General features: G+C 63.7%; 14 protein-coding genes. 3 read left to right on the forward strand and 11 right to left on the reverse strand.

Features of this window, described 5'->3' with window-relative positions:
* Nucleotides 1-5 precede the first annotated feature (5 nt).
* Both LDB29_RS05750 and LDB29_RS05755 read right to left on the reverse strand, forming a co-directional pair.
* Nucleotides 6-314, reverse strand: a complete 309-nt coding sequence (locus tag LDB29_RS05750) for a DUF1778 domain-containing protein (RefSeq protein ID WP_044662111.1) — start codon at nucleotides 312-314, stop codon at nucleotides 6-8.
* 174 nt (nucleotides 315-488) lie between these two features.
* Nucleotides 489-770: an AlpA family transcriptional regulator gene (locus LDB29_RS05755; protein ID WP_082718616.1), complete on the reverse strand. Its 282-nt coding sequence runs from the start codon at nucleotides 768-770 to the stop codon at nucleotides 489-491.
* An 11-nt stretch (nucleotides 771-781) separates the two neighbouring features.
* On the opposite strand from LDB29_RS05755, the gene LDB29_RS05760 reads away from it, so the two are divergent.
* The gene (locus tag LDB29_RS05760) at nucleotides 782-958 is read left to right on the forward strand and encodes a hypothetical protein (protein ID WP_157009830.1); all 177 of its coding nucleotides are present in this window, start codon (nucleotides 782-784) and stop codon (nucleotides 956-958) included.
* Between the two features lie 106 nt (nucleotides 959-1,064).
* A complete protein-coding gene (locus tag LDB29_RS05765; RefSeq protein ID WP_235600722.1) occupies nucleotides 1,065-1,505 on the forward strand; it encodes a hypothetical protein in 441 nt (146 codons plus the stop codon).
* Here the strand turns inward: LDB29_RS05765 and LDB29_RS05770 are convergent.
* Both LDB29_RS05770 and LDB29_RS05775 read right to left on the reverse strand, forming a co-directional pair.
* Nucleotides 1,489-5,217, reverse strand: a complete 3,729-nt coding sequence (locus LDB29_RS05770) for a conjugal transfer protein TraG N-terminal domain-containing protein (protein WP_044663125.1) — start codon at nucleotides 5,215-5,217, stop codon at nucleotides 1,489-1,491. The genes LDB29_RS05765 and LDB29_RS05770 overlap by 17 nt on opposite strands.
* A 13-nt stretch (nucleotides 5,218-5,230) precedes the next feature.
* Nucleotides 5,231-6,652 (reverse strand): conjugal transfer protein TraH, encoded by a 1,422-nt coding sequence (locus LDB29_RS05775; RefSeq protein WP_044662112.1) that lies wholly within the window; start codon nucleotides 6,650-6,652, stop codon nucleotides 5,231-5,233.
* Nucleotides 6,653-6,779: 127 nt separating this feature from the next.
* Here LDB29_RS05775 and LDB29_RS05780 point away from each other — a divergent pair, with 127 nt between their 5' ends.
* A complete protein-coding gene (locus tag LDB29_RS05780; protein ID WP_044662113.1) occupies nucleotides 6,780-7,946 on the forward strand; it encodes an ATP-binding protein in 1,167 nt (388 codons plus the stop codon).
* Between the two features lie 32 nt (nucleotides 7,947-7,978).
* Here the strand turns inward: LDB29_RS05780 and LDB29_RS05785 are convergent, their stop codons facing one another.
* The 7 genes from LDB29_RS05785 to LDB29_RS05815 all read right to left on the reverse strand — a co-directional run bounded on the left by LDB29_RS05785 (nucleotide 7,979) and on the right by LDB29_RS05815 (nucleotide 15,208).
* Nucleotides 7,979-8,575: a hypothetical protein gene (locus LDB29_RS05785; RefSeq protein ID WP_044662114.1), complete on the reverse strand. Its 597-nt coding sequence runs from the start codon at nucleotides 8,573-8,575 to the stop codon at nucleotides 7,979-7,981.
* On the reverse strand, nucleotides 8,572-9,420 hold the full coding sequence (locus tag LDB29_RS05790; protein WP_044662115.1) for a conjugal transfer protein TraF: 849 nt from the start codon (nucleotides 9,418-9,420) through the stop codon (nucleotides 8,572-8,574). The genes LDB29_RS05785 and LDB29_RS05790 overlap by 4 nt, the downstream gene beginning before the upstream one ends.
* Nucleotides 9,417-10,016, reverse strand: a complete 600-nt coding sequence (locus tag LDB29_RS05795) for a S26 family signal peptidase (protein ID WP_044662116.1) — start codon at nucleotides 10,014-10,016, stop codon at nucleotides 9,417-9,419. The genes LDB29_RS05790 and LDB29_RS05795 overlap by 4 nt, the downstream gene beginning before the upstream one ends.
* Nucleotides 9,988-10,836: a type-F conjugative transfer system pilin assembly protein TrbC gene (locus LDB29_RS05800; protein ID WP_235600723.1), complete on the reverse strand. Its 849-nt coding sequence runs from the start codon at nucleotides 10,834-10,836 to the stop codon at nucleotides 9,988-9,990. The genes LDB29_RS05795 and LDB29_RS05800 overlap by 29 nt, the downstream gene beginning before the upstream one ends.
* Nucleotides 10,808-11,842, reverse strand: a complete 1,035-nt coding sequence (gene traN, locus LDB29_RS05805) for a conjugal transfer protein TraN (protein WP_044663127.1) — start codon at nucleotides 11,840-11,842, stop codon at nucleotides 10,808-10,810. The genes LDB29_RS05800 and traN overlap by 29 nt, the downstream gene beginning before the upstream one ends.
* A gap of 59 nt (nucleotides 11,843-11,901) precedes the next feature.
* Nucleotides 11,902-13,833, reverse strand: a complete 1,932-nt coding sequence (locus LDB29_RS05810) for a hypothetical protein (protein WP_044662117.1) — start codon at nucleotides 13,831-13,833, stop codon at nucleotides 11,902-11,904.
* Between the two features lie 367 nt (nucleotides 13,834-14,200).
* The gene (locus LDB29_RS05815; RefSeq protein ID WP_044663128.1) at nucleotides 14,201-15,208 is read right to left on the reverse strand and encodes a TraU family protein; all 1,008 of its coding nucleotides are present in this window, start codon (nucleotides 15,206-15,208) and stop codon (nucleotides 14,201-14,203) included.
* Nucleotides 15,209-15,242 lie beyond the last annotated feature (34 nt).

Raw genomic sequence — 15,242 nt, forward strand, 5'->3', positions numbered from 1 at the left:
GGACTTCAGCATTCCCAAGCCGGTTTGCGCCGAAATAGCTCCTGCAACGGCTCTGAAGGTGCGGGCGGAGAATCGAGCATTGCCAGGAACCGCTCATGCTGCTCAGCGTCGAGCAAGAAGGTGCGTTGGTCGAGAATGGCATCCTCGGCTTCACGGCGCGCGCAATCGAGCATGAACTCGGAGAGTTTCTGGCCGCGCAAAGCGGCTGCACGGGTGAGGACGGCCTTCATGCTTGCCGATGCCCTAATCTGGATGACATCATCCTTGGGCGCTGATGAGCGCCGGTTCGAATTCGGTTGTACCGTCCGCGCCATTTTTGCGAGCCTTCCCTTAGATTCCCGGCATGCCTTTCTTCTAATGACGATGCCAATATATTTTTGGTGGCGGTCGATGCGCGGTGCTCAGAAGGGGCCGCTGGCGAAAACCGTCGGGGTGCCGCACTGGTTCGTCTGGCTTAAGACGGTAGATTGTTGGGCCCCCGCCTGACCTTATCGCCGCGCGGATCGCCTTTTCACCGTCTGAATGAAGGCCTTTGGATTTGCGATGAAATCCTCAATGTCGCTTCCGTACCATCCAACGCATCGTGGGCTGATCTGCTGTCGGTTGGGGAAGTGGCCCGCAGCCTCAAGCCTGTAGATGGTCGCGCGGGAGAGACCCGTCCGCTGAGCAACCATGGCAATGCGCCACAAGGAGTCGGTACGACGATCCTTCGCAGCAGGTATGACGAACTGCTTTGCCGCATCCGGCGGCGCCGAAACATTTTTAGGCATCAATCAACCTCATGAATGAGGTCTGCCCGGCCAAACAAAATGATGCCGCCGAATCGCAGGAAAATCAATGGATTTGCTCGATTTATCTGGTGGCGACGGCATTTTGTGAGAGCGAAAACTGGACCCGAAATGGGGGCATCGACGAAGGGAAGGGGGAGGGCGCGATGGGTAGCAGGGGGCTGGAGTGATCGGATCTTGGTAAACCAGGTGACAGGAGGACGAAACTTCCTGATTTCGGAGGGTTAGCTATTTTCCGCGCGGCTCCAAGATGGTAGGTTCGGCGAAGAGGAATTGATGATGGCTGCAACCATTGAACCCAATGACGCGGATCGGAACCCCGACGAACTTCGTCTCAGGGATTGGCTTTCGCGACCCTGGTACGCGAAGCTCTGGTGGAGTGGCGTGCCAGTCTATTGGCTGGGCATGCTTGCTGCCCTCAAGCTGGATGCTTTGACAGAAGTTTATCATTCGGCTGCCGGTGGATATCTGAATATCTTCTTCTTTCCGCCCATTGTGGCGCTAGTTCTCTCTTTCGGATTCATTCGACGCTGGTTGGGATCATTGCCAGCTGCGACAGACGGTGAGTTTGATGAGGACTATTTTAGGGATCGCAGGAAATACGGCCCATCGGGGATGCCGTGGCAGTTTGATCCTCTAGATCCGCGATCTGGCGCATTCTGGATTGGCAATCCTTTAAACCCGCTCAATCCCAGCAATATCAATCGCGTTTCTTGAAATGAGGATCGCCATCAAATGGTCCATTGGCAAGATCTGTGGAGAAGCGCCCCCCGCTTAGCAGGGATGACTGCTCCCAGGATGTCACCGGAGCATTTACATCGACTGTACCTCGGCCACTATCGGCATCTTCGAGATATCGATTTCGCAGTCCATCGCGTCCAAGAATTTCAGCCGAAAGGTGGTTGGCGAATGAAGATGCCGGATTGAGCGATTTGGACGCCGCACGCTCAGAGTTTGCGATTGCCTGGCGTACTTCGAAATTGACTATGTTGAGCTGGGCATTGGCCGCTTCGCTGGTTGTTCCGCTTTCCTGCGAGGACGCACCGAGTGACCCGGCAAACTGACCAAACCCAGCCGCCGCTCCTGCGCGGCTGCCTTTGCTTCCACGACTCGTTGATCCACCACTGATCTCCGCTTGGACAGAAGTGCTAAAGGCAGACTGGTCTTGCGCTGCTCTCGTAATCGACCGTTCCCAACCGGTCTGAGCCATGATCGCCTGCACATCCCGTTGGAGCGTGTCAGCGATCTGCGGCTTGAGACGCCAATTGCCCTTTCGGTCCATTTCGAATCCGCCCTTGAGCCAGTTGGCCATGGCGGCGCGACCTTCGGCACCGCCGCCCATGAAATGCTCGATCGTGTCGGGACCGGCCTGCTTGCCGGCCTCGAACCGCGTGCTGGTGTCATTGCGCGCCGATTTCTCGAACCCTGCGCTACTAGAGACGAGCAGGTCATTATGAGCGAGGCTGAAGCGGGCATGGCCGCCATTGGCGACCGCACCGAGCTGGCTCTCGTTAAGGAGGCCAGCCTGCCACATCTGGGCGGCCGTCGCCGGGGTGAGGTTCATCCTGAAATCGCCATTCTGGTCCATGGCGATCTGGCGCTTGCTCATCTCGATGCCGTTGGCCCGCAGCAGCCCCTGCATGCGGGACAGACGCTCGCGCTCTACGATACTGGTCATCCGCGCGTTTCGCGCCCGATCAGCGATGCGGTCGGCACCGCCTTCCGACATGTCGAGCTGGTTGCCACTCGCATCCGCCAGCGTCCGAATGAAGCTGTCGAGACGAGCTGCCTCGCGCGTGGACATGCTGGCGGCCTCGGCGCCTTGCGCAAAACCAAAATTATCCGACTGTCGGCGTTGCTCACCGATCCGGGCGGCGCTGCGTGTTCCATCGTGTCCGACCTCCTTCTGCGCGTCGAGTTTCCCCGACCGCTCGGCGAAGTCGTAACCGGCAGCTTCGCGGGTCCGGCCATAGACGCTGGTTCCTTCGCGCGCCGCTTCGGCTGTCGCCCCGTCCGCCGTCCCAAGATCGGTCGCCGCCCGATAGGTTTCGAGAGCCTTGGTTACCTGGGCCTCATTCCGGCCAGTGGCGCGGGAGAGTTGCGTGATGGCGGAGGAGCGCGCTTCACCGGAGAGGGCATTGATGAAGGCGATGCGGCGGCTCATCTCATCAACGGGGAGGCCGAGCATGGTGGCGGCGTTGCGGTGGCCCTGGTTCCCGCCGGTGCGATAGGCCTGCTCGGTCGCAACATTGCCTCGTTCCACCTGAGACACCCGGTCACCGGCGTAATCCCGGCGTCCCTCCATGGTGCCGACCTGCACCTGGGCGGAGGTCAGATCGTTGCGCAGCATTTCCTCCTGCGCGTAGCTGTTGGCGATGAGCTTGGCGAAGGTCGGATCGGCGCTCGCCTCGGCGATGACCCCGCTCGCCTTCAGCGCCGCGTCCTGCGGTGAATAACCCCCGCGCTCAAAATGCCGCGTCGCCGCCTGCATCATCATGCCATAAGCGCGAGTGTCGCCGAACGCCCGCCATTGGACCAAGCCTTGGGTGAAGGCCCCGAATGCCTTCTCGCCCGCTTCGCCCGACCCGAAATAGCTGGTGCCAAGGCTTCGCAGTGCGTCCTTTTCGGCAAAGTTGTGGATCGCGCCGGTTGCCGCCGCCGCGCGCACAGCGCTCGCCGTCGCCGGATCATTGAGGTCTCGGCCGTGGAGTGCAGGCGCAAGGCCGCCCAGTTCTCGTGCGGCGTCCGTGCTTCCGAGGGCCATGGCCGCGCTGCCGGGCGCCCCGCCGCCATGGGCCGCACCAACAGCGCCTGCTGCACCGAAACTCCGGTTGGTGCCGAAGGTTGAGCGCTCCCCGAAGTCACCGAAGCCGGAAGCGGCCGACCGGCGTGAGCCCGTGCCCATGGCCGAGGCCTGCGCTTCAAGGGCCGTAGCAAAGCCTTCGGAGGTCGAGACCCCGGCAGCCGCGGCCGATCCCTGGGCCTGGACGCCAAGCGAACCGCCGGTGAAGGATGAGAAGACGTTGCCCGAGAAGCGGAACACCGTGAACACGAACGCTCCAGCTAGGCCCGCCGCTGCTGTGCGGAAACTGCCGAAGATGGCGAGCGCCTTCATCGCCGAGGAGGGGGCAAGCATCCAGGTCGTGGCGGCCACATGATTGGAGCGCATCTCGGCCAGCACCGCCATCGCGCGGCCAAGGGTCAACTGATAGATGCCGGCGTCGATCACGCCCCACAGCGCCACGAAGACGAAGAGCCCCAGCGCGAAGCTCGCGACCCGCAGGTTGATCGGCGTGAGGATGAACAGCAGCGCAATCGGCATCATGAACAGCATGATCCCGAACACTGTCGCCCGGATCGTCGGCATCCATTCATTGGCGGTCGACATGGTGGCAAGGCCTCCCGCCACCACCGCGCGATTGGCCATGACGCGGGCGGCTGTCGCCGGGCTGTCTTCGAAGAGAACATCGCCCACGCTGTTTCCAAGCAGGATGTTGGTGAAGAAGGCCTGGGCGGTGAGCGGCGTTCCCAGCATCATGTCGCTCATTTCGGAGAGATTGCTGCGGCAGCGCGCGAGCTGGTCGGCCTTGGCGATGTCATAGCCGGTGCGCTGGCAGACCTGGGAGGAATAATCCTCGAAGATCGCCGGGTCGGAGAGCCGATCCGCGATATGGGTCCAGGCCTCGTTGCAGCTGACCGTCGTGCCGCCCTTGTCCGAGGCTGTGAAGATGGTGCTGAAGGTCGAAGGCCCCGCCATGGCGGCGAAGGACGCAGGAAGGTCGGTGCTGGTGCGAAAGAGCTGGTCGTCGTCGATCCCATAGGCCGGCGAGACGCGGGCGACCGGATAGCATTGGCGGACATAATCCTTGATCGTCGCGTCGAGAAAGGCATCGGTCATCGGCCCTCGCGGACTGACGGCATTGAGGAACAGGTCGAAGGCATGGCCGCCCGCACCGAATTCGAGCTTGGCATGCGGGTCGAGTGTATTGTCGTCGATCGTTTCGGCCAGCGCCCGCTCCATCATGTTGGTGACGCCCGCCACCAGAACGATGAGATTGGGGACGTCGCCGACCGGCTGATATGCGTTCCTGACCCGATCATAGACATGGACGGTGCCGGTCGTTGCGACAAGGCCGACGAACAGGCCGATGCCGACCAGCATCTGAAGACCGAAGGCGACAAGGCCCATGCCGGTGCCGCGGATCATGGCGAGCACGGCGCCGAGCGCCATCCCGACGACCGCGACGATCAGCACCAGCGTTTCGTAACGCGGATCGGCGAAGATCATCGAGACGAGCCGGAACGCATCCACCGTCTCGGCAAAGCCGTCATAGGTGTGAAAGCTCGTCTCCAGAGCGAGGGCAGGGGAGGCGATGAACAGGCTGGCGAGACCGCACAGCAGCGCGGGCAAGCGGGAGATGAGGCGCATGGTGTCCGATCCTTCAGCGGTTGCGGCTGGCGGCGGTGCCGGCGGCGTCGCGCGCGTCCCGATCGCGCTGGCGGATGAGGCCGGCATAGCCCGTCGAGAGGTTCGCCTGGGAGAGCGCCGCCATATAGGATTGCCGCATCTGCGCGCGCTGGCGCAGCACCTCTTCGCGCAGGTCGCGCAGCTGTTCGATGCCCTTGGTGAGGATGCGGGTCTGGCAGATATTGGCGCTGGTTCTATCGGCGGCGCCCGCCGCGCTGGTCCCGCGCTCGGCATTGGAGATGGCAAAATCGATGCTGCGGGTGAGGTCGTTCAACATCTGATAGGCGAGCGTCAGGGCGACCAGCTCGTCGGTATCGCCAATCACCGAGTCGACCACATCCTGTCGCACGCCCCATTCAAGCATCCGGTAGACCGGCAGGGTCCGCACATTGGCGACGAACTGACGCTCCTCGGCCGTCAGCGCTGCGCGCGTCCTGATCTTCTCGGCGATCGAGGTCATGCGCTCACGGGTGAGCGCCAGCGCGCCCTTGGTCCCGTCCTGCGTGCAATCGGCGGCGGTGGCGGGCATGTTGAGCGCGCGGCGCATGACCCGGCCGCTCAGGAAATCATCGGACGACTCGGTATCCTGCCCAGCGCAGGCGGGGATGGCCGAGAAGAGCGGCACCTTGTCGTTGGCGTCCCAGCGCATATAGACGTCGCCCACCCGGGCGCGCATGACGCCCGCCCAATCGGCGGCGCCGACGCGGGCCGCCGCATGAGCCAGCAGCGAGCCGGTGCGGAAGATGTCGGTGACCTCGGCCGGGCAATTGGCGAGCGCGTCCTTCAGATCCTCGGTGGGGCTATTCCCGTTTGCCTGGATTTTCTCTCGGCTTTGCTGATAGCTTTTGGCGTAACCTTCCTTCACCGACTTGTAGCCGGTCATCTCCTCAATGATCCCCGACATGTTATCATCGCCCTTGGCGATCTGGACCATCCGGTTAGCAAGGCGGCAGTCATTCACCTGGATGGAGTTGAGGAAATTGGTGGCCGCCTCCATCTTTGAAATGATGTTCCCCATCTTCTCGTCGAGGGTTTCGAGCAGATATTGGAAAGCGACGGCGGGCGCGGCCTGGAGGATGCTCTCGAGCTTCTGGACGAGATAGTCCGGGTCAAGGAAGGACATACCGCCCAGAAACATGTCGATGCCGCCGCAGCCCGCCTTCACCTTGGGCATGGTGAGCGACATGAGATAATCGCTATGGACATCGATCCGGCCCGACATGCCGCCCGCCGTTACATAGCCGCGAGTCTGGTCCTCGAAGCTGCCGGGGCTGGTATAGGTCACATTGTCGAACCAATGTTCGGCCCAGCTCTGGGCGTGCGCGGGCATAGCTGTTCCGCAGGTTGCAAGCAGAGCCAGAACAGCTAGGGTCGCGCTATATTTGAGATGGGGCATGGCGGCTTCCTTGTCTTGAGGAGTAAGGAAAGGGCCCACCCGCCATATGCGCGCCCTTTGGTATTGCTTGCAAAATCTCTAGACAATTAACCTTGCAAATTCGTAATATCGATCCAAATATGCAAGGATGATTGAACGCCGTATCAAAAGCGAACTTGTCGCCCGACTGGATGAAAGCCCCGCAGTCGCCTTGCTCGGGCCACGCCAGGTCGGCAAGACGACACTCGCGCATGAGATGGCCGATGAGCGGCCATCCATCTACCTCGATCTTGAATCGGATCGGGATCGAGCAAAGCTTACGGATCCCGAACTCTATCTCGAAAACCATGAAGACAAGCTGGTCATACTCGATGAGGTTCATCGGCTGCCGGACCTGTTCCAGCTTTTGCGGGGCCTGATCGATCGGGGTCGTCGGAAGGGATTGCGGACGGGCCGATTTTTGCTGCTGGGCTCGGCTTCGATCGACTTGCTGGCTCAATCGGGCGAAAGTCTTGCCGGGCGCATCGCCTATCTGGAAATGCGTCCGCTCGACGCCCTGGAGGTGGGCGACGGTGATGTTGATCGGCTTTGGATTCGCGGCGGCTTTCCCGACAGCTATCTCGCCACCAGCGATGCCGCGAGCCGGCGTTGGAGGCAGGACTTCATCCGAACCTATCTCGAACGTGACATTCCCATGCTGGGTCCGCGTATTCCTGCCGAAACGCTGAGGCGTTTCTGGACGATGCTCGCCCACCATCAATCGGGCCTGTTGAATGCCTCGGAACTGGGGCGCAGTCTTGGCGTCGATTCCAAGACCATCGCCTCCTATCTCGATCTTCTGGTCGACCTGCTTCTCGTCCGCCGTTTGGAACCCTGGCACAGCAATAGCGGCAAGCGGCTCGTCAAATCCCCGCGAGTCTATGTGCGCGATAGCGGCATCGTTCACACATTGCTGGGTCTGGGCTCCCGCGAAGATGTGCTGGGACATCCCGTCGCTGGTGCGAGCTGGGAGGGGTTTGCGATCGAAACGCTGATCTCGGCAGCGCCTGAGGGCACGCAGGCAAATTTCTACAGAACATCGGCTGGCGCCGAGATCGATCTTCTTCTCACCATCCCCGGCCACGGTCTGTGGGCGTTCGAGATCAAGCGCAGTCTTTCGCCCAAGGTCGAGCGGGGCTTCCACCACGCCTGCGCTGATCTCGATCCGGTGCGCCGGATCGTCATCTATCCTGGAGAAGAGACCTACAAGCTCGCCGAGAATATCGAGGTTTGCGCGATAGCCGAGGCGGGCCGATGGCTCCTGTCTCTGCATTGACGGAATGTCGATGATTGAGGCTCCCTGCATGATCAGTTCCGATTCCGCTCTTTTGAGGCGGTACCGGCTGCGACAATGCCGGTGAACTTCGCCATGGCGCGCACGCCGACCGCGGCCCGCACGCCGGTCTGCATCTTGAGTCCGAGATAGATGTTGCGGGCGAGATTGGCTGGATGATCCGTCCCGATCGCGATCGGCAGGATGCGCGCCTCGTCGGAGGCGGGGCGGAGCCAGGCAACGGGATGGCCGATCCAGGGGAGGCCAAGCCGTCCCGAGCGGAGCATCGCCTCCTCCCTGCCGATCGGGCGGACCGCCAGGCCATAACGTGTCTTGAGGGCGAGGAGCTTGGTCCAGAGATCGCCACAGGGGAGGCAACCGGGCGCCGTGCTCATCTCAATGACGAACGCGGGTCCCTGGCCCTTCAAAGCCGCCTCGAAATCCGGCGGATAATCGACCGTTCGAGGAACGCGGGCGAGCCAGCTCTGCATTTCGCTGGCGGTGGACACCGGATGGATCGCGGCGCGGGCCGCCTGGGTTCGGTCAGGCGCGCGTCGTTCCGCCTGCGCCTGAACCGGGAGCGGCAGCGCGCCCAGCAGCGCGATCGATGCTCGAAGGTGGAGGGCTCTCATGGGCGGACACCGCCTGGGTTTGCCATCGGATCGGCGGCCGCAACCGGACCATTGGCGAGCGCGTCGAAAAATCCATTCTCTTCGCCCGCGCCCGTCAGGAATTGTTCGGGCCTGATGTCGCCTGATAGCAATTTCACCGCCTGATAGGCGGTCTGGATGAGCGTCGGGAATGTCTCGACGCCATTGGCGATAACCATGCGCTGCGCGGAGTTGCGGCGAATGACCATGGTGGTGGGCGTCACCTCGACGCCGAAGCGGGCGCTAAGCTCGGGCCGCCGGTCAAGGTCCTCGCGGATGATCTGCCAGCCCGTTTCCTCCTGAAAGCGCTGGAGGATCGGCCATTGCACCCGGCAATAGCCGCAGGAGGTGCGCGAGAACATGACGAGCGCGAATTCTGGGCCGCGAGAGCGCAGATAGGCGCGGCGCACCGCATCCTTCTGCGCGCCCAGCGCGTCGCGCGCATCGCCGATCATCGGATTGGCCGACTTGGCGCTGAGTTCGGGATGGGTGAGCATCGCCAGCTGTGTGACGCCCGCAAAGGCGCGGGCCTTGCGCCGCGCAAAATCCTCCAGCCGCCAGAAATCGGATACGGCTTCGACGGTAAGAACGGTCGCCGCATAATCACGCTGGTCTGCGATCAGCTTGGCGATCCTGGGCGGGCTCCATCGCGCGAGTTCGGCCATGGGCGGGATGACCGGGGCTGGTGGCACATCATCGTGCGGCGTCTCGGTGGGATCGGGCTTGGCGCGATACCACCAGTAACCTTGGCGGATCGTGTCCTCTCCTTGGGCTGCCGCCGGGAGCAGCAGGCCAGCCACTGCCAGCAGGGCAAGCGCGCGCCTCACAGGATGCGCTCCATGCGGGTGAGGCGGTCGAGCCGGACCGGCCCGAAATAGCGGCTGTCAAAGCCCCCGGCATGATCGGAGCCGACATAGACAAAGCCCTGCGGGATCGGTCGATCACCCCAGCGCAGATGGGGAAGGGGCCGACCGTCACGGCCGAAGGGCCGGCTCGCGCCAAGGAAGGTGCGGTCGCAATAATACCAGCTGCGGGTGCCCTCGCGGCCATCGACCGAGAGCCGCTCGATTTCGCGGAGGCGCTCGCCCGGAAGGCAGAGCGCCCGCTTCGTGACGCTCACCGGCTTCGGGCCGGCGATGGGGTGGAAGAGCATGAACTCGACGAGATCGCCCTTTTGGATCAGACCCGGCGCGCGCCGTACGGCCCAGGCATCGATCGACGGGCTCATGACCAGGGTGATGCCCGGCAATCCAAGCCAGGTGAGGGTCGCGACGGGCAGGATGACGGCGAGGTTCAGGGCCAATCGCCTGTTGTCGGCAGGCTGGTCACCGACCGCACCGCCGAGCGCGCGGGCCGCCTGCGCGGGCAGGGCCTCGAGGGCGGGCCAGAGCCGTCTAGCGGCGAGACAGGCGAGACGCAGCATCGCGGACCTCCTGTTTGCCGCCAAGGCGGGCATATTCTTCGAGAAGCCCCGACAGCGCGGCGTCGCCATAGACGATATGGCTGGCGCTTGGGCCGACCTCGTCGTCGCGCTCGCAATAGGGAAGGGTGGGATCGCCCGGCACCATGGCGAAGGCAGGGACCTGATTGACGCCATGCTGGCGGAAGAGGATCGGGTCGACGATGAGCTGGACGTTGCGCATCGTGCAGGCCGGACCTCCGCAGCCAGGATCGACGCGCAGAATCTGCGCCGTCAGTTTCGCCAAAGGGCCGATTTTGCTCATGCCCCCGGGAACGCCACGAAAGGCGATAACCCCGCCCACGGACTCAAGCTGTGCGGCGTAATTGCGCAGGGTCTGGAGCGGCATGGAGGAGGAGGCGAACAGCATCGGCACCCAGCTCTTTGCTGAAGCCGCTCCGCGCACGTCCTTTGGCTTCGCAGAATCGATCGGCGCAGCCAGCCCCAGGGCCTCGTAAAGGCGCCTTTGCAGGGCGTCATGCTCGGCCGCCATGCGCTGCGCGGCGTCCTCTCGATCCTTGCGCGCCCGCGCTTCGATGTCGGGAAAGCGCCCCTTCTGTCGCATCGCCTCGAACGCCCGGCGGCGCATCGCCTGCGATGGTTCGGGAATGCCGGTCGGGCCAGATATAGCGGGCTTGCCTGGGGCGGGCTTGTCTGGTTCGGCCGGCTGGGGCTCTCCCACGGTCTGCCCGCCTTGCGCCAGCGCGGGGGCGGCGGCGCAGAGCGCGACCATGGCGCCGGCGCGCAGCAAAAGGTCAGGGATGGATGATGCTGAGCGTCGCATCGATCTTCTCCTTCATGTCGATCTGGATGTCGGATTGGGCGCGGGCCTCGATGTCCGAATAATATTCGCTGAGATCCATCCGGCTGAAATCGAGCGCCTGGAACTCTTCGGCGGAAAAGCCGCGGCAATAGGGATGCTCGGGCGTGCCCCAGCCAAGACTGTTGAAGGCGGCGAGTTGCGGCCGGCCCTGCTCCTGGATGATGCGACCCAACTTGGTGTTGAAGCAGCAATGGCCCCGCGCCTTCTGGATGCAGATTCCCAAGATACTGGACGAGCAATAGGTGCCGACCTCATGGCACATGCCCGAACCGCGCAGCATGCCGGTCTCCATATCCTGTTGGTCGCAGCTCTGGAGCAGCACCTCAATCATGTAATTGATGGCAAGGCTGATCGCGATCGAGGTGGGATCGATGCCGACGATGATCGCATGGGCGCCGGCCGAGGCCGCCTCGCTCGCGGTCGCGCCCGCCTTGAACGCGGTATAGGCCGCTTTCATGCCGGTAAAGACGCCCTTGGCGATCGCGATCTTGGTCGTGATGGAGCTCAGCGAGCCGCCCATCCCGTCTTTCACGATCTTGCCCTTGTCCTTGCAGCAATTCTGGAAGGTGACGCTGGCGCCAGGCGGCCGGCAGCGCAGCGCCCGTCCGCCAAATATCTCGATGGTGCCAAGGCAATTGCCGTCGGCATCGACCGGGCCGTCACCCGGCGCGCCCGGATCATCGACGACCGCTTCATTCTCGATCGGCGTGGCAGCGGTATCGATGCAGCTGTTGGGCGAGCAGGCCGGCACGCCCCCTGCCGTCGGAGTCTTGCAGGCATAGCTTGCCCCCAGCGGACAGGCATAGCCGCCCTGCACGTCGGCCACGCAGTCGACCTTGCCGATGGGGCAAAGCGATCCACCGTCCGCAGTCGTGAGGCACTGCGCCATCTCTCCCTCATCGGCGGCATCGCCATTGCCATTGAGGTCGGCGGCGCAAATCTGTGCTGCCTGGGCAGGCGGGCTCATGGCAGTGCCAAACGGCGCCAGCGCGCAAGCGAGCGCCAGGCTGAAGGCGAGCCGGCGGGTCATCGCGCCACCGCCGTGCAGGCAAGGTCCGAGCCTGCTAGCCGGACCGTCTGCATCATCACCACCGCCTCGGGAAAATCATCGAGGCAGCCGCAGGGTGAGACGATCTCTTCGCCGTCGCCCAGCGGGCAGACATTGTCGGCCGAACAGACATGATAAAGGCTGTCCCAGCCAACGGGCAGATTCTGCTTTTCCGCCACGAGCCCCGCCGGGGCGACGCCGCTATTGGCGCTGGCCGCGCGGGTCTTGCAGATGGACTCGCAGGCCGCGACCGCCGGACGGTCGGGGAGCGCGAACGCGCGGGTCGACTGGACGAGGGCGCCATCGCTGCTCCGGGTCTGGTCGGCGAGCATCGTCTCGGTCGAATGGTCGATGATATAGGTTGCCCGGCTGAGATCGGGCTGCGCTGTTCCCGTTGTGTCGACGACGCAGGCATAGCGGCGCGTGCGCAGGAAGAAGTCGCGGCCATATTGAAAGGTGCAGCTGCCGGTGCCGAATAACCGGGTGAGGGGCAGGGGTTTAAGGCCCGTGACGACGCCATTGCGGACCGTTTGCACGCCGTCGATATCTTCCTGGGTCAGGCGGCAGGCGGGATCGCTGGCATAGCCCGCGCAGAGATCCACCAGCCGCTCGCTCACCTCGCAGCTCGTGTCGACCTGGATCTCGACGGTGACGTAGCCCCAATTGCCGCCACCCCCGCCGCGCACCCGCGCGCTGACGGACGTCGCGCCGGACTTGAGCCTGTCGGTAAAATCGATGGGCGTGCGATTATACCAGGGATCATCGCTGATCCGGCAGTCGCCAGACGGCAGGCCATCGCCCGTCCAGAGGCGCTTGCCCGCCGAGCCCACGACCTGACCATTGATCCGGCCCTGAACCCAGTCGTCCGCGCCCATCTCGATGATCCGCGCCGAGACGATCCGGCTGGGCAGCAACGGACTAAAGGTGACGGTATAGACGGGCGGATTGCTGCCGCAGCTCCCCGCACCCCGGATCTGGAAGCGGAGGCATCCCGTGCCGCAACTGCTGGTCGAGGTGATCGAGCCACTGGCCGAGACGATGTCGGTGAAATCCCAGGCCTTGACGTTGATCTCGCGCTCGATCGTGCAGGACCGCGTTTCCTCCGCCTTGCCGTTCCCCGCCGGCGAGGCCGCCAGTGCGGTGAAGACCGAATTTGCCTGCGAGGCGGCATAGGCGTCGCCGCTGATCGCGGTTGGATTGGCGCGATAGCTCGTCGCGGACACCGCAGGCGAAGAGGTGCAGGCGGTCGTCTGCGCGCCGACATAGCGGATGGCCGGGCCGTCGATACTGGCCTGCGCCACCGCGATCCGGGGATCGGCGGTCGTCAGCGCCCCGATGACCCCGCCACCCAGATCCTTCAGGACCGAGGGGAGATTGCCTGCGACCAGGTTCGCGCCGCAGCTTGCATTGATGCAATAGCAACCCGACAGATCGGGCATGTCGACCTGGCTGAGCTTGAGGTCGCCGCTACCGCCGACATCCCATTTGAAACTCTGGCACTGGTTCCAGCTTCCGGGCGAACAGGAGATGACGCCGTTGGCGCAGATTCCCGACACTGGGACCGGGAGGGTCAGGACCTGGTCGAACGCGCCGTCGAGATCCTTGTCGCGGGAAATGGAGAGATGGGTGATGTCGCCGGTGGTGCCGGGCTGAACCAGCATTTCAAGCATGGTGGCGCTCTGCTGACAGGCGAGATTGGGTGTGAAACTGCGGCTATTGTCGACCGTGCTGACAGGTTGATTGGCGAGACCTGGCGTCAGATAATTGTTGCTGATCGCATCGCTGTCGCCGGATTTGGCCCGCGAGGCCGCCGCCGCTGCCCGCGCTCTCGCGTCCATGTCCTGCGCGAAGGCCGATTGGACGCTCAGCGCTGCCAGTATCGCGAGCGAGGGGGAGAAGGGCCACCTCATGCTTCTTCCTCACGTGGGCGAGAGCGATTCACGGCGCGGAGCCGGAAAAGGGGGCAAAGCCCGACCATGTCGGGTGGTGCCGACAGGCATTGGAAGGCGGCCTTTCCGTCGTTGATGGTCAGCACGGCCAAAGCGGGCGAGGATTCAGGCAGAGGGGGGTATCCTCGCTCGCCGGGGGTACATCTGGCCGTGCTGACCTTCTCCCCGTGCGTTTCCAAAGCCGCACGGGAAGAATCGGATGATGGAGCGGCGCCGGATGGCGACGGTGCCGCTCCGCCCACGTAGCGGCCGACCGGGCCAACATGGCCTTGGCGGGCAGACCGGGCAGGAAGGCGGGCCGCTGTGGGACAGGGGGGAAGGGTCTGGCTCATGGGGTGGACACCCCCGCGCAGCAGATCACCTTTTCAAAGGACATGAACTGGGCATTGTCCTTACCTGGCGCATGTTTGGCCGAGGACCAGAGCGCGCCGGGACGTCCGATATTGACGCACTTGCCGCCCTTGACCGGTTCCATGATCTGGAGCTTGTAGCGGCTCTTGGTCCAGATCGGCTGGGCCTTGAAGGAGCAGCCGTCGGCAGAACTGATGGTGAGCGCACCCAGGCGCCCCATCATGAACGTGCCTCTGGCAGCAAGACCCGCCCAGGCCTCGACGCTGTCGCCAAAATGGATGTCGCCCGCGACCGGATAGGTGGCGCCCCAGCTCCCCATGCACCAGGAGAGCGGGTCGATGACCTTTCCCGCGGCGGCCGCGGCGCTGTCGGCCATGCAGGCAAGACCCGCGGCGGGATTGCCGAAGAGAATGCCTTCGGGCTGGATGATCGCGCCCAGCGTTCCCGATTGCCAGGTCGGCAGCACTTCGGTGATCATGGCGACGTCGAACCCGTCATCCTCGATACAGGGGAGGTCGGTGAACATGTCGAGCATCTTCCAGACCGGCGAGATGTAATAGTGCATCTGCGCGAACATCTTCTGGCTGTTGGTGCCGTCGGCGATCGAGGACTGGCTGCCCTGAAGCCTGCCGCCGGTGGGGAGGAGATCGGCGCCGATCGCCATCATGCATCCCGGCTCGGTCACGACGTCGATCATCCGGTTGGGCGACCAGAAGCTCACCTTCACGCCGAACCAGAAGGTCGCGCCCTTGCGGCAGGCGCAAAGCGGCTTGGACGCGGACTGGGCATCTAGCTCCTTGTCGAGCTTGTCGAAACTGCCCACCCGCACGCCGCCGATGGTGATCGGGAAGATACAGTTCCACCGTACCTTGGTGATCGGATTGAAGATGGTGCCGGCTTCGCATTTGGAGGCGTGGGCGGGCGCGGAGGTGCCGCCGGCGGCCAGCGCCAGTGCGAGCGGAGCGATGCGCGTGAAGAGGATCAGCCTCGCCCGGCGTCGAGAAAGTCCTTTGATCAAA

It is taken from the genome of Sphingobium sp. CFD-2, assembly GCF_024611135.1.
In the GTDB taxonomy this organism is placed as follows: domain Bacteria; phylum Pseudomonadota; class Alphaproteobacteria; order Sphingomonadales; family Sphingomonadaceae; genus Sphingobium; species Sphingobium fuliginis.